Annotated in this window: 14 protein-coding genes; 9 read left to right on the forward strand and 5 right to left on the reverse strand. The window is 69.7% G+C overall.

What is annotated here, in order from left to right; genetic code table 11:
- Position 1 precedes the first annotated feature (1 nt).
- From AC1MBE_RS07375 to AC1MBE_RS07385, 3 genes are all read left to right on the forward strand, one after another.
- Positions 2-1,519, forward strand: a complete 1,518-nt coding sequence (locus tag AC1MBE_RS07375) for a carboxyl transferase domain-containing protein (protein ID WP_479781996.1) — start codon at positions 2-4, stop codon at positions 1,517-1,519.
- A 79-nt stretch (positions 1,520-1,598) separates the two neighbouring features.
- On the forward strand, positions 1,599-2,570 hold the full coding sequence (locus AC1MBE_RS07380; RefSeq protein ID WP_479781998.1) for a CapA family protein: 972 nt from the start codon (positions 1,599-1,601) through the stop codon (positions 2,568-2,570).
- 119 nt (positions 2,571-2,689) lie between these two features.
- Positions 2,690-4,159, forward strand: coding sequence for a S8 family peptidase (locus AC1MBE_RS07385; RefSeq protein WP_479782000.1), 1,470 nt, complete (start codon positions 2,690-2,692; stop codon positions 4,157-4,159).
- Here AC1MBE_RS07385 and AC1MBE_RS07390 read toward each other — a convergent pair.
- Complete coding sequence (locus AC1MBE_RS07390; RefSeq protein WP_479782002.1) at positions 4,146-5,630, reverse strand: purine-cytosine permease family protein; 1,485 nt, start codon at positions 5,628-5,630, stop codon at positions 4,146-4,148. The genes AC1MBE_RS07385 and AC1MBE_RS07390 overlap by 14 nt on opposite strands.
- Positions 5,631-6,108: 478 nt before the next feature.
- Between AC1MBE_RS07390 and AC1MBE_RS07395 the strand changes: the two genes are divergently transcribed.
- From AC1MBE_RS07395 to AC1MBE_RS07410, 4 genes are all read left to right on the forward strand, one after another.
- Positions 6,109-7,503, forward strand: a complete 1,395-nt coding sequence (locus AC1MBE_RS07395; RefSeq protein WP_479782004.1) for an ammonium transporter — start codon at positions 6,109-6,111, stop codon at positions 7,501-7,503.
- A gap of 50 nt (positions 7,504-7,553) precedes the next feature.
- Entirely contained in the window at positions 7,554-9,428 is a 1,875-nt protein-coding gene (locus tag AC1MBE_RS07400; protein ID WP_479782006.1) for a Na+/H+ antiporter, read from the forward strand.
- A gap of 54 nt (positions 9,429-9,482) precedes the next feature.
- Positions 9,483-9,800 (forward strand): DUF6221 family protein, encoded by a 318-nt coding sequence (locus AC1MBE_RS07405; RefSeq protein ID WP_479782008.1) that lies wholly within the window; start codon positions 9,483-9,485, stop codon positions 9,798-9,800.
- A 65-nt stretch (positions 9,801-9,865) separates the two neighbouring features.
- Positions 9,866-10,525 carry an NADPH-dependent F420 reductase gene (locus AC1MBE_RS07410; RefSeq protein WP_479782010.1) on the forward strand — a complete coding sequence of 220 codons (660 nt, stop codon included), beginning with the start codon at positions 9,866-9,868 and terminating at the stop codon, positions 10,523-10,525.
- A 43-nt stretch (positions 10,526-10,568) separates the two neighbouring features.
- On the opposite strand, the gene AC1MBE_RS07415 is transcribed toward AC1MBE_RS07410, so the two are convergent.
- Both AC1MBE_RS07415 and AC1MBE_RS07420 read right to left on the reverse strand, forming a co-directional pair.
- Positions 10,569-11,345 (reverse strand): hypothetical protein, encoded by a 777-nt coding sequence (locus AC1MBE_RS07415; RefSeq protein WP_479782012.1) that lies wholly within the window; start codon positions 11,343-11,345, stop codon positions 10,569-10,571.
- Positions 11,346-11,706: 361 nt separating this feature from the next.
- Positions 11,707-12,309 (reverse strand): DnaJ family domain-containing protein, encoded by a 603-nt coding sequence (locus tag AC1MBE_RS07420; RefSeq protein WP_479782013.1) that lies wholly within the window; start codon positions 12,307-12,309, stop codon positions 11,707-11,709.
- Positions 12,310-12,579: 270 nt separating this feature from the next.
- Here AC1MBE_RS07420 and AC1MBE_RS07425 point away from each other — a divergent pair, with 270 nt between their 5' ends.
- Positions 12,580-12,744, forward strand: coding sequence for a hypothetical protein (locus AC1MBE_RS07425; protein ID WP_479782015.1), 165 nt, complete (start codon positions 12,580-12,582; stop codon positions 12,742-12,744).
- A gap of 234 nt (positions 12,745-12,978) precedes the next feature.
- Entirely contained in the window at positions 12,979-15,039 is a 2,061-nt protein-coding gene (locus AC1MBE_RS07430) for a glycosyltransferase family 2 protein (protein ID WP_479782017.1), read from the forward strand.
- A gap of 39 nt (positions 15,040-15,078) precedes the next feature.
- Here AC1MBE_RS07430 and AC1MBE_RS07435 read toward each other — a convergent pair whose 3' ends face one another.
- Both AC1MBE_RS07435 and AC1MBE_RS07440 read right to left on the reverse strand, forming a co-directional pair.
- Positions 15,079-16,014: an MBL fold metallo-hydrolase gene (locus AC1MBE_RS07435; protein ID WP_479782019.1), complete on the reverse strand. Its 936-nt coding sequence runs from the start codon at positions 16,012-16,014 to the stop codon at positions 15,079-15,081.
- Positions 16,015-16,016: 2 nt separating this feature from the next.
- Positions 16,017-17,693 (reverse strand): long-chain-fatty-acid--CoA ligase, encoded by a 1,677-nt coding sequence (locus AC1MBE_RS07440; RefSeq protein WP_479782021.1) that lies wholly within the window; start codon positions 17,691-17,693, stop codon positions 16,017-16,019.
- Between the last annotated feature and the right edge of the window lie 254 nt (positions 17,694-17,947).

Raw genomic sequence — 17,947 nt, forward strand, 5'->3', positions numbered from 1 at the left:
CATGCTGGCGGAGCAGAAGGTCCGGCACCTGGACGCTACCGAACTCGTAGCCACGGTGCTGGACGTGGGCTCCTACCGGAGCTGGGACCGGCCGGTGACGGACCCGGACCCCAGCCCGGCCTACCAGGCAGAGCTGGCGGCGGCCCGCGGGAAATCCGGCGTCGACGAGTCCGTCCTCACCGGCGAGGGGCTGATCCGCGGGCGCCGGGTGGCGGTGATCGTCAGCGAATTCCGGTTCCTGGCGGGTTCCATCGGGGCCGCCGCCGCCGAACGGATCGTCAGCGCCGTTGAACGGGCCACCGCGGAGGGCCTGCCCCTGCTGGCGGGGCCGGCGTCGGGCGGCACCCGGATGCAGGAGGGGACGCTGGCGTTCCTGTCGATGGTCAAGATCACCGCCGCGGTCCGGGCACACCGGCAGGCCGGACTTCCTTACCTCGTGTATCTGCGCCATCCCACCACGGGCGGGGTGATGGCGTCGTGGGGGTCCCTGGGCCACATCACCGTCGCCGAACCGGCCGCGCTCCTCGGGTTCCTGGGCCCGCGGGTCTACGAGGCGCTGCACGGCAAACCGTTCCCGGAGAACGTCCAGGTCGCGGAGAACCTCTTCGACAAAGGACTCGTGGACGCGGTGGTCCCGCCGGGGCAGCTGCCCGATATCGTCAACCGGGCACTGGATATCCTCAGCGCCGGCGCGCCGGCTCCGGTGGCTCCCCCGTCGACCCTGGCCGTGCCGCCGTCGGACGCCAGTGCGTGGGCCTCGATCGAGATCTCGCGGAATCCCCGGCGGCCGGACCTCCGCCAACTCCTGGTCCACGGGGCCCGGGACGTGCTGCCCCTCAACGGCACCGGCCAGGGCGAGAAGGATCCCGGGCTGCTGCTGGCGCTGGCCCGTTTCGGCGGGAAAGCCTGCGTCGTGCTCGGCCACACCCGGCCGCGGCCGTCGCAGCAGACCGCCATGGGGCCGGCCTCCCTCCGCGAGGCGCGGCGCGGCATGCGGCTGGCCGAAGAGCTGGGCCTGCCGCTGCTGACGGTGATCGATACCGGCGGCGCCGCGCTGTCCAAGGAGGCCGAAGAAGGCGGCCTGGCCGGCGAAATCGCCCGGTCCCTGCATGACTTGATCGGGTTGCAGTCGCCGTCCGTCTCGGTGCTGCTGGGCCAGGGCGCCGGCGGCGGGGCACTGGCACTGCTGCCGGCCGACCGGACCGTAGCCGCCCAGCACGCCTGGCTGTCGCCGCTGCCGCCCGAGGGCGCCAGCGCCATCGTGCACCGGACCACCGACTTCGCTCCGGCCATGTCGGACGCCCAGGGCGTCAACGTCGCGGCCCTGCACGCCAACGGGCTGATCGACCACATCGTTGACGAACGCGACGACGCGGCCCTGGAGGCCCGGGCATTTTGCCAGCGGATGGGGCAGGCCATCGAATACGAGCTGTCGCTGGTTTCGGCCGCCGGGATCGGCGAACGGTTGCCCCGCCGGCTGGAGAAGTTCCGGAACCTGGGCGGCCGGCTCCGGGGTTAGGGCAGCACGGCAGAGGACGACGGCGGAACGTACCGCCGTCGTCCTTCCGTTGCCCGGCCGGGCGGTCCATGCTGGTGCCATGCAGATCGCATTCCTGGGCGATGTCATGCTCGGCCGGCTGGTGAACGAGCACCTGAAGACCGCCGGGCCGGCGTATCCGTGGGGCGACACCCTGCCGGTCCTGCAGCGGGCGGACCTGCGGATCGCCAACCTGGAGTGCGTCATTGCCGACGGCGGAGCGCCCGAACCCGGGAAGGTCTTCACGTTCCGGACCGACCTGGCGAACGTGCGCAGTCTGGTCGAGGCGCAGATCGGCCTGGTGTCACTGGCGAACAACCACGTGCTCGATTACGGGCCGGACGCACTGCGGGAGATGCTCGGCGCGCTGGACCGGCACGGGATCCTGCATGCGGGCGCGGGTATGGACCGGATTGCGGCCCGCCGGCCCGCAATCCGGCGGGTGGGCGGCACCGCCGTCGGGTTTGTGGCGTTCACGGACAACCAGCCGGACTGGGAGGCCGCGCCCGGCGCCCCCGGCGTGCACTACGTCCCCGCTGCGGAGCAAGGCGAGCGCGTCGAGGAACTGCTGGACCTGCTGCGGCGGGCCAAGTCCGGCGTCCAGCTGCTCATCGTGTCGGCGCACTGGGGCGGCAACTGGGGCTCCGACGCCCCGCCGGAACACCGGGCCATGGCGCGGCGCCTGATCGATGCGGGCGCCGACGTCATATTCGGGCATTCGCCGCACATCTTCCGCGGCGTGGAGGTATACCGGAACCGTCCGGTGATTTACGGTGCCGGGGATTTCATCGACGACTACGCCGTGGACCCCCGGGAGCGCAACGACTATTCCTTTGTCTTCCTGCTGGAGACCGACGGCGGGGCGCCGCGGCGGCTGCGCCTGTTTCCCACCGTCATCGACGATTTCCAGGCCCGGATGGCGGGCCGGGGCGCCCGGGACATCGCGGCCCGGATGTCCCGGCTCTGCACGGACCTGGGCACCGGCAGCCACTGGGACACCGGCGAAATGTGCCTGGAAATCCCGCTGGAATAGCCGCCGCCGTGGCCCGGCGCCGGCGCCGGGGTCCGATTGCCCCTGATCTTTCCGCGCTGCAGGGCCTACCATATGGACGGGGGGCACTCGAAAAGCACCATGCTTACTGGGAGGCCACGATGTTTACCACTGTCCGCAAACTCTTTCCGCACGTGCAGAAAACATTCGTGGATGCCGGCCGGCCCCGGCCCGGCACCGCCGCTCCCCCGCCGCACCGCACGCGGAGACGGAGCTTGGTGGGCGGGCTGGCCGCGCTCGCCCTGGTTACCGGCGGGGGCATCGCCGCCGCCGCGCCCTCGGCCGCCACAGAACCTTCGGCCACTGCCGAACCGGTTCAAAGCTACATCGTCGTACTCAAGGACGGCGCCGGGGATGCCGGCGCGCTGGCCGCCGCGCAGCAGGGCAAGTTCGGCTTCAAGGCCGCCAACGTCTACCGGAGCGCCGTGCTCGGCTACTCCGGCGCCATGACGGCGACCCAGGCCAGGAAGCTCGCCGCCGATCCGAGCGTGGATTTCGTGACGCTCGGCCGGCACTTCGACGAGCCCGATGAGCCCGAGACGCCCAATACCGAGGTGGCCCCGTTGTGGTGGCAGCGGATCGGCGGCGATCCGGAAGAAGCCAGGGATGCCGTCCGCGCCGGCGCCGGTAATGACCACGGCTCTGGCGTCAACGTCGCGGTCATCGACAGCGGCATTGACGGCAGCCACCCGGACCTCAACGTCGTCGGAGGGATCGACTGCACCTCCGGGAAACCGGTTGAAGTGACACCTGTTGATGTGATGGGCCACGGGACGTCGGTTGCCGGCGTCATCGGAGCCCGCAACAACGGCTCCGGCATCATCGGTACGGCACCCGGCACCCCGCTCTGGTCCGTCCGCGTTGTGTCCAACACCGGTTCCATCACCGAAGAGAGCTTGATCTGCGCCATCGACTGGGTCACCTCAACCCATAAGGACGACAACGAGGACAATGACATCGACGTCGCCAACATCAGCATCGGCGGCTCGGGTTCCGACACGGCCAACTGCGGCAAGGGCACGGACCCGATGCACTACGCGATCTGCCGCTCGGTCAGGGCCGGCGTCACGTACGCGGTCGCGGCCGGAAACTCCGCCGCGGACCTCGCCGGCACCGTGCCGGCGGCGTACCACGAGGTGCTGACGGCGACCGCCATGGCGGACTTTGACGGGAAACCGGAGGGCCTGGCGCCCAGCCTTTGCGGCAAGGACGACTGGCGGCGCCTCGGCCAGCTGGACGACCGGCCGGCGTTCTTCTCGAACTTCGCGGTCAATGCCAAGGACAAGCGGCACACGATCGCGGCACCAGGCGTGTGCATCCTGTCCACCGTGCCCGGCGGATACGGCATCAACAACGGCACCAGCTTCGCCAGTCCCGCAGTGGCAGGTGCGGTGGCCCTGTGCATCAACAACGGCGCCTGCCAGGGTTCGGGCGCGGAAGTCCGCGAGCAGTTCCTGGACCTTGCCGCGGCGTACAACAACCGGCACGAGGACTTCGGCTTCGTCGGAGATCCGCTCCGGCCGGCGGGTCTCAAGTACTACGGCTACCTCACCCAGATCAACCGGCTCTGACCCGGCCGGCGTCGGGTGCCCGCTCCGGCTCCGCGGTGAGCGGGCCGCCGTCGTGCGGGTAGATCATTGCTGCCGGGGCGTTGGAGTTGCGCTTGGCGAGGGGGTAGAACACCAGGGCGGTGACCACCAGGCCCACCAGCCAGGAGATGTCCGATCCGCCCAGCACCTCGGTCATCGGGCCGGTGTACAGCGTCTGTGCCAGGAACGGGATTTGGGCGACGATGCCGACGGCGTAGGACAGCAGCGCCGTCTTGTTCCACCGTCCGTAGCGGCCGTTCGGGTCGTACAGGGCCGGGATGTCCACCTTCTCCTTGGAGATCAGGTAGTAGTCCACCAGGTTGATGGAGCTCCAGGGGATGAAGACCATCAGCAGCAGCAGCACGAAGTTCTTGAAGTTGGCAAGGAAGTCCGGGGAGGCCAGCATGGCGATCAGCACGGTGAGGCCGATGAAGCCGATCACGTAGACGAACCGGGTGCGCGACGCGGCGGCGGACCTGCGGGTGAAGGCGGAGACGGACGTCAGCATGGTCATGTAGCCGCCATAGGCGTTCAGTGTGTTGACCGTCAGCTTCCCGGTCACGATCACCAGGTAGATGACGACGGCGACCAGTCCGCCGCCGCTGAGGTTGCCCAGGAAGGCTACCTGTCCGTCGAGGAACCGCTGGCCCTTGGGCAATGCCAGCGACGCGAACAGGGCACCGAGCGTCATGGACCACTGCGACCCCAGCACGGTTCCGAGGAACGCGGCCAGGAAAGTCTTGCGTGCCGGGGTCTTTGAGGGCAGGTAGCGCGAGTAGTCCGCGACGTAGGGGCCGTAGGTCAACTGCCAGCCGGCACCCAGCGAAACGGCGAGCAGGAAGGTTGGGAACTCGAACGTGCCCGAGGCCAGCAGCGCACCCACGTCCTGGCTCGCGAACAGCCGGATCCCCAGGTAGGTGAAGCCCAGGACGCCGACGACGGTGGAGATGCGGCCCAGCAGGTGGATGTACTTGTAGCCGAGGGTCGCCACGAGGACCGTGAGGGCGCCGAAGATCACCATGCCCACGGCCGGGGTGCCGGTGCGGGTGATCTGGTCGATGGCCTGGCCGGCGAGAACGGTCCCGGTCGCCGCGAAGCCGAGGTACATGATGATGACCAGCACCAGCGGAATCACCGCCCCGAACACGCCGAACTGGGCGCGGCTGGAGATCATCTGGGGCAAGCCGAGCTTGGGCCCCTGTGCCGCGTGCAATGCCATCACCGCGCCGCCAAGGAGGTTGCCGACCAGGAGCCCCAGGATTGCCCAGAGCGCGTCGGCGCCGAAGAGCACGGCCAGGGCGCCGTCGACGATTGCGGTGATCTGCATGTTCGCCCCGAACCACAGCGTGAACTGCTGCCCGGGAGAGCCGTGCCGTTCATTTTCCGGAACGAAGTCGATGGAGCGGCGCTCGACGCGCTCCCCGGCGGTATCCGTTCGTGTCGAAACTTGCATGCTCGTCCTCACTAAAGATCAGGTTGGGATTGTCCGTCCATCTGAGCACGCCCCGTGACCTGCATCACGGGGGCAGGTGACAGTTCTGTCCGGGATTCCGGACAGTCGCGGATTGGGCCCCCACGTTCCCGCCCAGTTCATCGGCGGCCGGCCCCGGGGGCGGGCCGCGCGCATCCCGACGGCGGCCCGCACCGGCCTCCACTCCGGGCCCGATTCGACGGTTCCCTGCCGGTCCGGCGCTTGGAAACATCGAACCCGCAGGGAACCATCGAAACGGCGGGCCGGATCGTGCCGGATAGCCGTCGTTTACATGCCGGAAACACAGCTGACACGCGAGCTTCACGAAACCGCAATTCCTGTAACGTCCCCGCAACGTAGTTCCCGACTGCCTGAAACACGGCGACGCGAGGATTAAACCCGGTTGGGGACCGGCGGCGAGGTGTCCCGGTACGGCGAATTGTTGAGAAGGGACACGCAGGTGGAACTCACCGCGGCAAACGTCTGGATCATGGTCTCAGCGGCCCTCGTGCTGCTTATGACCCCGGCCCTCGGCCTCTTTTACGGCGGCATGACCAGGGCCAAGGCCTCACTGAACATGATCATGATGAGCTTTGTCTCGGCCGGCATCGTCGGGGTGGTCTGGGTGCTCTGGGGCTACTCAATGACCACCGGCTCGGGTGTCCTTGGCATTTTCGGCAATCCCTTTGCCGACGTCGGCCTGGCCCGGCTGATGGGCTCCCCCGATCTGATCAAGGCCGGCTTCAGCGCCACCTTCGCGATCATCACCGTCGCCCTGATCAGCGGCGCCATCGCGGACCGCGCCAAGTTTGCCGCCTGGTCGCTCTTCGTCCCGGTCTGGATCACCCTGGTTTACTGCCCGCTGGCCTTCATGGTCTGGGGCGGCGGCCTGATGAGCGCCGGCGGTGCCGTGAGCTCCGTCTTCGGCCAGGTGATCGACTTCGCCGGCGGCACCGTGGTCGAAATCAGCTCCGGCACCGCCGCCCTGGTCCTGGTCCTGATCCTGGGCAACCGCCACGGCTTTGGCAAGGACCCGGCACACCGCCCGCACAACATCCCCTTCGTCATGCTCGGCGCCGGCATCCTCTGGTTCGGCTGGTTCGGCTTCAATGCGGGCGCCGCGACGACGGTGGAGCAGGCCGGCCTGATCTGGATCAACACCCTCGCAGCCCCCGCGGCCGCCATGCTGAGCTGGCTCGTGGTCGAAAAGGTCCGCCACGGCCACCCCACCTCGCTCGGCGCCGCGTCCGGCGTGGTGGCCGGCCTGGTTGCGATCACGCCGTCCTGCGCCAACGTCAGCCCGCTAGGCGCCGTCGGCCTCGGCCTGGTGGCCGGCGCCGCCTGCTGCGTCTTCGTGGACCTGAAATACAAGTTCGGCTTCGATGACTCGCTCGACGTCGTCGGTGTCCACCTGGGCGGCGGGCTGATCGGCACGCTGGCGCTCGGTTTTATTGCCCTGCCGGCCGGCGGACAGGGCGGCGGCCTCTTCTACGGCGGCGGCCTGCACCAGCTGATCGCCCAGACGGTTGCCGTGCTGATCACGGTCACGCTGTCCGGCCTGGCGACGGCGGTGATCGGACTCGCGATCCACAAGACCATGGGCTTCCGCGTCAGCCACGAGGCCGAGGTGGCCGGCGTGGACCGCTCGGAGCACGCCGAGACCGCCTACGAATTCGACGGTCTGGCGCACAGCCGCTTCAACCCGTTTGGCCACCACGTCCAGGCCCACCATCAGGCCCACGACGCCGACGCCCGCCCTGCCGCCGCCGCGCACGCAGGCGCTGCCGCCGCTGCGCAGACCGAAGCCGCGCCGCACGGACAGCCGGAGCGCGCGAAGGCAGACAGCTTCGCGTAACCCCGGGACCGGCACGAAGTCCGGCCGCAACCGCCTGACAGAATGGCCTCATGGAACTCGCCCTCGGACTGCTGGTTCTCGTGGCCGTCGTCTGCGCCGGCAGCGCACTGGGCCGGAAGCTCAACGTTTCCGTTCCCCTGCTGCTGGTGCTGGCCGGCGTCGCGGGGTCCTTCCTCCCCTTTGTCCCGGATATTGAGCTCAATCCGGAGCTGGTCCTCGTCGGGCTGCTGCCCCCGCTGCTCTACGCTGCGGCACTGCGGACCTCGCTGTTCGACTTCGGCTCCAACCGCCGCGCCATCGGGCTGCTCTCGGTGGGCTACGTCATCTTCGGCACCATCGCCGTCGGCTTTGTGGTCTGGTGGCTGTTCCCGGAAATCCCGCTGGCCGCCGCGATAGCCCTCGGCGCCGTCGTCGCCCCGCCCGACGCCGTCGCCGCCACCGCGATCGCGCGGAAGGTGGGCATGCCCCGCCGGATCGTCACCATCCTCGAGGGCGAATCCCTGGTCAACGACGCCACCGCGCTGGTCTGCCTCCGTGCCGCCATCGCGGCGATCGCCGGGTCCGTGTCCGCGGCCGGGATTGCCGGCGGCTTCCTGCTCGCGGCCGGCGGCGGACTGGTGGTGGGCCTGGCCGCCGCCTACGTGCTGACCGAACTCCGGAAGCGGATCCGCAACGTCGCGATCAACACCTCGACGTCGCTGATGGCCCCCTTCGTCGCGTACCTCCCGGCCGAGGCGATCCACGCCTCCGGCGTCCTCGCCGTCGTCGTCACCGGGCTCGTCATGGGCATGAAGGCCCCGTCGATGCCCAACGGCGCGGCCCGGCTGAGCCAGCGCAGCAACTGGAACACGGTGCAGTTCCTGCTGGAGAACTCCGTGTTCCTGCTGATCGGGCTGCAGGTCCGGACCATCATCGAGGGCGTGCAGGACGACTCGCTGGGCGCCGGCCGGATCTGGGCCGGCTGCGCGGTGATCCTGCTGGCGGTGCTGCTGCTCCGGCCGGTGTGGGTGTTCCCGGCAACCTACCTGCCCCGGCTGGTTCCGGCAGTACGGCGGAAGGACCCGGCGCCGCCGTGGCAGTTCGCCGCGATCGTGTCCTGGGCCGGGATGCGCGGGGTGGTCACGCTAGCCGCGGTGCTGGTGCTGCCCGCGGACCTGGAGCACCGCTCCGTGCTGATCCTGGCGGCCCTGGTGGTGGTGGGCGGGACCCTGACGCTGCAGGGCTTCACCCTGCCTGCGCTGGTCCGGTTCCTCGGCGTGCAGGGCCCGGACCAGCGCGAGGACGCCCTGAACCAGGCCTCCCTGATGCAGCTGGCCACCGCGGCCGGGGTGGAGCGGCTGCAGGAACTGCGCACGGACAACGACCCGCCGGAAGTCGTGGCCATGCTGAAGCGGCGGACCCAGGAGCGCGGGCTGGCGGCCTGGGAGCGGCTGGGCCGGCCGACGTCGGAGGCCGCGACCCCCAGCCAGCGCTACGCCCAGTTGCGGCTGGCCATGCTGGACGCGGAACGGGCCAAGGTGCTGGAACTGCGGCGCGGCGGGGAGTACGCCCATGAGGTCCTCAGCGAGGTCTTGGAGCGGCTGGACGTTGAGGAGTCCATGCTGGACGTCTCGCTCGACGAGCTGGACACCGCCGGCGAGGGCGGCGGCGAAGGGATCGCGAGGCCCGGCGGGGTGTGCGGGCACCTCGAGTCCGCGCCGGATCCGGAGGTTCCGTCGGAACCCTTCTGCGCGGACTGCCGCCGGGAAGGCACGACGCCGGTGCACCTCAGGATGTGCCTGGCGTGCGGCAACGTGGGCTGCTGCGATTCCTCCCCCGGGACGCACGCCTCCCGGCACTTCGAGGCGACCGGCCATCCCGTGATGCGGAGCGTTGAGCCCGGCGAGGACTGGCGCTGGTGCTACGAGGACGACCTGCTGGGGTGATGCCAAGCCCGCTGCGGTGATGCCAAGCCAGTCCACCGCGCGTACGCTCGGTTTGTGGACATTGTTGAGTTTCTGTCCGAGCGCATTTCCGAGGACGAAGCGGCAGCCCGGACACTGCTCAGCGACCGGACAGTCTCCAAATCCGGCGAATGGTACGAACAACGGCTGCTGCTCGAATGCGAGGCAAAGCGGCGACTGATCGGCGTCGTCGAAGCGGCGCGGCAGTCGGCGCTGGCCGCGATGGTCAGCGACTCGCTCCAGGAGGCGCACTGGGCGCCGCGGTCGCTGGACTGGATGGAACGCTCCCTGCAGGCCCTGGCGCTGCCCTATTACGACCACCCGGACTTCGAGCAGGGCTGGCTGCGGCCCTGAGCTGCGGTCCGGACGCCCCCGTCGAACGTTGAAATAACCGGGGCAGCAATGCCGTTAGCCCGGACATGACAACTATCGGAATCATCGGTGCAGGACACATTGGCAGCCAGGTCGCCCGGAAGGCAGTGCAGCTCGGCTACGACGTCGTGATCAGCAACTCCCGCGGGCCCGAAACGCTCGCGAACCTCGTCGCTGAACTCGGGCCCAAGGCCCGCGCGGCGGCCGCGGCAGACGCAGCCGCGGCGGCCGACTTCGCCGTCGTCACCGTCCCGCTGAAGAATATCAAGGAGATCCCCGTCGAGCCGCTGTCGGGCAAGATTGTGATCGACACCAACAACTACTACTGGGAGCGCGACGGCCGGTTCCCGGCGCTGGATAACGGTGAGGCCACCACCTCGGGACTACTACAGGAGCACCTGCCCGATTCGAAGGTGGCCAAGGGCTTCAACCACATCATGTACACAGACATCACCACCGACGGAACGCCCGCCGGCACGGAAAACCGCCGCGCTCTTGCCACGGCGAGCGACTTCCCGGAAGCGGCCGAGCTTGTCACCCGCCTCTACGACGAATTCGGCTTCGACACCGTCAACGTCGGCCCGCTCTCGGAAAGCTGGCGGGTGGAACGGGACCGCCCGGCCTACGTCGCCCGCCAAAACGCGGCCGAGCTGCGGGGGAATCTCGCGAAAGCACCCCGCACCGTCCGCGCCCACCAGGGGCAGTAACGACCGCGGCGGGGCCGGCCACCGTCGTGCCCGGCCGCCGCCGTTACCGCGCGCCGTGCGTTCGCGCGCCGTCCTTCGAATCTTTTCCCGCCCAGGCGCTGGCCAGCAACCACCCGGACCACACGAGGATGAGGACGATCCCCGTAATCGTGGGGACCGCGTTCGCGGCAGAGAAACCCTCCGCGCCGATGATCCAGCCTTGCGCCACGTAGGCCAGCCCGGAGAGTGCCATGAGGTAGCCGGCCGGCCGTGAGACACGGCCCGTGCCTGCAACCACGGCGCCGGTGAGGACCAGGGCCGTGCCCAGTATGAAGCTCTGGTAGCTGCGCATGCCCCATTCCAGCCAGCGGACGCCCTCGGCGGTCGCAAAGTGGGCGGCCTTCGCCGGTTCAGCGGCGGCAGCCCAGGCGTCCACGGCATGCTTGAGGGCAACCCCGTCCACAGCCTGGAGCGCGGCGTACAGGACCAGCGCGGCGCCCGCTGCGACCGCGGCGAACCGGGCCGTCCAGGCCAGGGCGCCGTCCGGCGGTTTCAGGACCACCAGCAGGACCAGCAGCCCCGCGATCAGCAGCGCCATGCCGGCGAACTGGCCCAGGTGGACCGCAGTCCAGATGTCGCTGCGGGCGTACTCCGCAAAGGTCGCCGGGTGGTCGTTCGCGCTGGCGGAATCGGCATGGAACAGCCCGGCAACCAGCGACACGACGACGCCGGCAAACGCCAAGGAGGCGCCCAGACGCAACGGTGGACTGTGGGGTCGCCCCGGTTCGGCCGACTCCGCCGGCCGCGGGTTATTAGTTCCTTCGGTTCTGAAGATCTTCATGGGGATCGCCCGCCTTATGCCGACGCGCTGGCGCGTGCGCCTAAGCGCAGGCTACGCCGGTTGCGCCTGCGGGGCCACAATGAATTGCGGACCTCATCGACGGGGTGATCACCGTGTCCGCCTCCGAGCGGCGCTCCCAGCTCCGCAACCGCGAGATCGCCCTCGCCAAGCTTTCCGCCCTGGTGGCGGAAGGCCTGCTCCCGAGGCCGCCCGCCGCCGGGCGCCCAAACCCACACGGGCCTCGAACCGTCGGCGCCTCGCAGCGAAGGAAGAGCGGTCGGTGACGAAGCGGCAGCGAAGGCGACCGCCCCCCGCCCACGAATGACGAGGGCCGGCCAGGGATGATTGGCCGCGCCCGTGCCTAGCCGCGGCTCCAGAGCCGCCGCCACCAGGACCGCTGGGGTTCTGGTTCGGGCGCAGCAGCGGCCGCCGCGGCAGCCACCGCTGCCCGGCGTTCGCGCCACCGCGCGACCTCGGCGTCGACGTCGCGGGTCTTGGTGATGACCGGCGGCCCGCCCTGGAGCTGCCGCCGGGCGTCGACCACCCGGGCGTTGAAGTCGGTCAGGAGGTCGCGGACCTGCTTCTCCGTGAACTGGGCGTCGAGGCGGGTCTCGAGTCCGGCGTCCTCGGTGCGGAGCAGGATCGCCGTCGGGCCCAAGCCGGTGATGTTTTCCCGCTGGAGCAGGCCCTTCACCCACCAGTCCGGGTCGTACACCTCGCCGAGCCCGGGGATGGGCTTGCCGGCGTACTTGAGGTTGTCGAACTTCCCCTGCGCCATGGCGTCGCGGATCAAGTACTCGGCCTTCGCGGCGTCGTCGACTTTTGCGCGTTTCTGCCGGAGGTCCTCCTCGGCGGCGCTGAGCTCGTCGTTCTCCTGGACCGTGCTGCCGCTGGCCCGGACGGAGCGCAACTCGGCGGCCCGTTCCACCCGGCGCCTGAACGCCGAGCGTCCCCCGTCGCCCATGAGCCACCCTCCTTCCCGCTGCCCGGAGTCGCGGATCTGCCTTAAAGTATGCGCACATCTGGGCGGCGGCAAAAGGCGCGGCCGTGGCGAGACGGGAACCTAACACCGGCGTAACGCGGTTTTAACCCGCCTGTGCAAGGCTGGAGCCTTCGGATAAACACAGCATCCTTCCTGCCCAGCAGATCCCGAGGAGTCGCAGCCGTGAACAGCCATGAGCCCCACCCGTCCGGAAGCCCCCTGCCCGCCACCGGCGGGGCACCGCCCCAAGACTTGAGCAGCACCCACGTCACGCATGTCCGGGAGGACGTGGCCATGGCCGGTTGCTGCGCCAACGTCCACCTGCCGACCGGCCGCACCTGCACCCTGCCCGTCCGCCACCAGGGCGCCTGCGATTTTGTCAGGCCCGAGGAAGCCGAAACCATCGCGGTTCACTAGGGCAAAGTAGGGGCAACCTAGGGCCGGGGTCCGCGCCGAGATAACAGTTCGCGGCAGTGTTTTGCCCAAACATTGCCGCGAACTGTCATCTCGCGCGGGAGCTTCCAGCGGCCGCCGCGGCCGGGCCCACAGCACGGACGCAGTATTCTGCAAGGATTCCGGTGCCCCCGGCTGGGTGACCAATCCCGTGGCTATGATCGGATCTAAGCGACCGATCCAGCTGAGGGAGATCAGGTGCCCCGTGAGGCCCTAGGGTTGCGCGACGAGAGCGCGCCGTTTGAAGCACCGCCCGCCAGCGGGACCACCGCCCCGCCAAACACCGCACCGCCAAACGCCGCGCCGGTTCGCCCCGCGCGGCGTGACGCCACGTCGCTGACCCGCGCGGGCATTGCCGGCTGGGCTGCCCGGCTGGGACCACCCGGCCCGGAAGCGCCCGGGTCCCGGCGGCTGGCCCGCGTGGGCGGCGTCGCGGCCATCGCCGCCCTGGTCCTGTACCTGGCCTGGCGCGTTCTGTTCACGTTGCCCTCCGGCGAGTGGAACCTGACCATCGCCTGGATTCTGCTGACGTTCGAGGCGCTGCCGCTGGCCGGGCTCGTCCTCAAGGCATGGTCTGTCTGGAACATTGACAGCCACCCCCCGGCGCCCGTGGCCGAGGCCCCCAACGGCATGCGTGTGGCCGTCCTGATCCCCACCTACAACGAGCCGATCGAGGTCCTCACCCCCACGGTGGCCGCGGCCTGTGAGCTGGCTCCGGCACATGAAACGTGGGTTCTCGACGACGGCGACCGGCCCTGGGTGGAGGAATTGTGCGCGGCCTACGGCGCCCGGTACGTCCGCCGCGACGTCCACGACCACGCCAAGGCCGGCAACATGAACCACGCCCTGGGCCTGATGGCCGCGGAAAAAAAGGCCGCGGGCGGCGCAGGCATCGACATCATTGCCGTGCTGGACTGCGACCACGTTCCGCTTCCCACTTTCCTTACCGCCACCCTGGGCTGGTTCGAGGACCCGGAGATCGCCCTGATCCAGGGCCCGCAGTCCTTCTACAACGGCGGCGCGTTCGACGACGACGGAATCACCGGCGAGCAGGGCACCTTCTTCAACGTGCTCATGGCGTCCCGCAACATCCCCGGCGCCGGACCGTTCTGGTGCGGGTCGACGTCGTTGTTGCGGGTGAGCGCGTTGGAAGAGGTGGGCGGTGTCGCCACCGAAACCATCACCGAGGACATGCACACCACGCTTAAACTCATCCGGCGCGGCTGGCGGACGGTGTACCACCACCAGACCCTCGCCGTCGGGCTGGCGCCGGCGACGCCGGACCAGTACCTGTTGCAGCGCCGGCGCTGGGGCATGGGGGCGATGCAGATCCTGGTCCACGAGAAACTGTGGGCCGCGAAGGGCTGGATGTCGTGGCGGAATTACCACGAGTATCTCAACGGCACGCTGTGGTGGCTGGAGGGCATCGCCACCCTGGTGGCCTTCCTGATTCCGGTGCTGATCATGGTCTCCGGGGCCCAGACCTCCACCGCCGGCCCGGTCCTGTTCCTGGGCGTCTTCCTGGTCATGTTCACCGTGCGGCTGTGGGGCTCCAAGCAGCTGATGCGCAACGAAATCCATTGGCCGACCGCCTTTGCACTGCGGATCTTCCGCGTCCCGGTGGGGCTGGCCTGCCTCTGGTGGCTGTTGTCCCGGAACGTCCTGGAGTTCCAGGTCACGCCCAAGGGCGCCGCCGACCTGCGCCTCCGCGGCAGGACGCCGCGCATCCTGATTGTGATGGTGGTCCTTATCACCGCGGTCCTGCTTTACGCCGCGGCGGGGCTGGCCGGGCTGGTGCCCTGGCGCACCAGCCCGGGATCCACGGTGGCCTCGGGTGCCTGGCTAGTGCTGGCCGGCGTGGTGCTGGTCCTGGGCACGCGCCGGATCCGGGCGGTCGAATTCGCGACCTCGCGCCGCAACGCCTACCGGGTGGAGGTGACGGCGCCGGTGGAGGCCGGGGGCGTCTGCGGCGAGTTGCTGGACATTTCCGTCGGTGGCGCCGCCGTCCGGTTCCCGCACGGCACGCTTCCGGCCTCCGGCACGGTCGCGCTCCGGCTGCCGGAGGCCGCACCGGTCCCGCTGCGGATCATCCGGACCACCGAGCAGGCGGACGGCTCCGAGATCGCGTCGCTGCGGGCGACCGACGGCGACTGGGCCGCCTACCGGGCGCTGTCGCTGTGGATCTTCCACACTCCTGCCGGGGCGCTGCCTGAGTTCCCGCCCGGGGTTCCCGCGGCCGCGTCGTTGCGGGGCCGCTGACCGCAGGCGCCCGGGGGCTCCGGCCCTCGCGCCGGCGCTTCAGGCGTCGTCGAGGCAGAGCACGAAGCCGGGGAAGACGTGGCGGCCCGGACGCCCGTCCACGACGTCGATGGCCCGGCGCAGTTCCCGCAGCTGCTCCACTGTCAGCTGCAGCGGCGGCTCGTCCGGCTGGTAGGTGGTGTAGATCGGGTAGTCGACGCCGGGCTCCCGTGACATTTCGATGTGGCAGCCCAGGACATGGCTGACGGGATGCGCGGCGCAGAATGCGAGGAGCCGGTCCACGGTGTCGACAAACGCCGGCCAGTCGTGGATGTAGAGACGCCCCGGGTATACCGTGTCCCCGGTGAGCAGGACGCCGGTATAGGCGTCATAGAACGTGACGGCTGCGGTGTGGTGGCCCGGGCTGGGCCAGCACAGCAGGACCCGTCCGCCCAGGTCCACCCGCGCAAGCCGGCCGGCGGCGCCTGCATCAGCGCTGCCGCTCCCGACGGCGTCGGCGCCTGCGTGAGCGCCGCCGTCGTCCTCAAATCCGAAGAACTCCCACGCGGACTGCTGCCCCGCGTCCACCACGAGGGTGTCCGGCCGGCCGGCGAACTGGGCGTCCCCGGCCACGTGGTCGCCGTGCGGATGGGTGTGCAGGACCAGCAGCCCGTAGCCCTCGCGCGGGTGCGCCGCCAACCACTCGTCCACCAGGCCGTCGACCACGCGGCGCAGCGGGAAGAACTCCGCGGAGGCCGTGGCGCCGGTGTCGATCAGCACGGCCCGGGTATTGCCGAAAAGCAGGAACATGAATGGCGCCTCGTAATTGACGGCCATGTTCTGGCGCAGCACTAGGGTGTGCTCGTCGTAGGCGTGGACCTGGATCTCCGGGTCCGTGTTGTGCTTGGCCGACTCCGAGCCGTGGATCCAGGACACGTTGAGGTCGCCGGGCCGGGGGACGCCGGAGGTGAAGTCGATCGCGGTAGGGTCGCCCATCGCTACAGCCCCGGCAGGACCTGCTTGCGCAGGATCTTGCCGAGCATGGAGCGCGGCAGGTCCGGGACCGGGACGATCCGGCGCGGGACCTTGTAGCCGGCGAGGTGCTCGCGGCAGTAGGCGCGCAGGGCGTCCTCGTCCAGCGCGGTGCCGGGTTCGAGCTCGACGGCGGCCACCACCAGTTCGCCGCCGCGCTCCAGCGGTTTGCCGACGACGGCGGCGTCCCGGACGTCCGGGTGCAGTCGCAGCACGGCCTCCACCTCGGTGGGCGATACGTTGAAACCGCCGGTGATGATGAGTTCCTTGGCCCGGTCCACCACCGTGGTGAACCCGTCCGGGTCCACGGTCACCACGTCGCCGGTGCGCAGCCAGCCGTCGGCGGTGAGGGTTTTCGCGGTTTCCTCCGGGTTGTTCCAGTAGCCCTGGAAGACCTGCGGGCCCTTGATCAGCAGTTCGCCCGGCTGGCCCTGCGGGACCTCCACGGCCGGGTCGTCGAGGTCAACGACCTTCATCAGGGTCGACGGGAACGGCACGCCGATGGTGCCGGTGCGGCGGGTGGGATGGAACGGGTTGCCGAGCGCCACCGGGGAAGACTCGGTCATGCCGTAGCCCTCCACCAGCAGGCCGCCGGAGACCGATTCCCAAAGCTCCACCACGTGGTCCGGCAGATTCATGGCGCCGGAGATGCAGTACTTGCAGGACCGCAGCGAGATGCCCTTCTCCTTCGCGGCCATCGCGGTGCGCTCGTAGATCGGCGGGACCGCGCAGTACACGGTGGCGGGCGACTTCTTCATCGCGGCCAGCACCAGGTCCGGGTCGAACTTGGGGAACAGGACCAGCAGGCCCTGCTTGCGGATCCCGTAGGTCAGGTACAGGGTCATGCCGAAGGCGTGGAACATCGGCAGGATCGCGTAAAAGACTTCCTTGCGGTACTCGGCGCCGGCCATCCAGGCCTCGCCCTGCAGCGCGTTGGAGTACAGGCTGAAATGCGTGAGCATCGCCCCCTTGGGCCGGCCGGTGGTCCCGGAGGTGTACTGGATCGCGGCGAGGTCCTGCACCGAGGGGCGCGGGTGGGCGGGGTCGATCCGGCCGTGGCCCAGAAGCTGCTTCCAGGGCATGGTGCCCGGAGCGGGGGCCGTCAGGGAGGCCCGCGTTTCGCGCAGCTTCCCGACCGGCAGGGACAGGGCGAGCCGCTTGACGGCGGGGAACGCTTCCAGCAGGTTCACGGAGACCACGTGGTCGATTTCGATGTCCGCGGGGAACTCGCGGATGGCGGCCGCGGCCTTGTCCCAGGCGATCACCACGCGGGCCTGGTGGTCCTCGAACTGGTGGCGGAGTTCGCGGGAGGTGTACAGCGGGTTGTGTTCGACGACGACGGCGCCCAGGCGCAGCACCGCGTAAAAGGCGACGACGTGCTGCGGGCAGTTCGGCAGGATCAGGGCCACCCGGTCCCCGGCGCGGACACCGAGCCGGCGCAGGCCCTCGGCGGCCCGGTCCACCTGCTCGCCGAGCTCCGTGTAGCTGGTCCGGCGGCCGAAGAACTCCAGGGCGGGGGCGCTGCCGGCCTCGGCCACGGACCGCTCCAGCATCGCGACGAGCGACTCCGTGGGCAGTTCGATCTCGGCCGGGACCCCCGGCTGGTAGTTCTTCACCCAGGGCTGCTGGTCAGTGTGCTCCATGCCCACATCATTTCGCGAACTTCGGGCGGGAGCGAATCACGACGCTCCCTCAGCTGAGGCGCCGGACCGACAAACGCTCCCTCAGCTGACCTGAGGGAGCGTCCCACAGAAATCCGCGAGACCTGAGGGAGCGTCCCCCACAAATCCGCGAGACCTGAGGGAGCGTCCCCCACAAATCCGCGAGACCTGAGGGAGCGTCCCCCAGAAATCCGCGAGACCTGAGGGAGCGTCCCCCAGAGTTCGGCGGGCGAAAC

The sequence above is a fragment of the Arthrobacter sp. BG5 genome, from assembly GCF_056680155.1.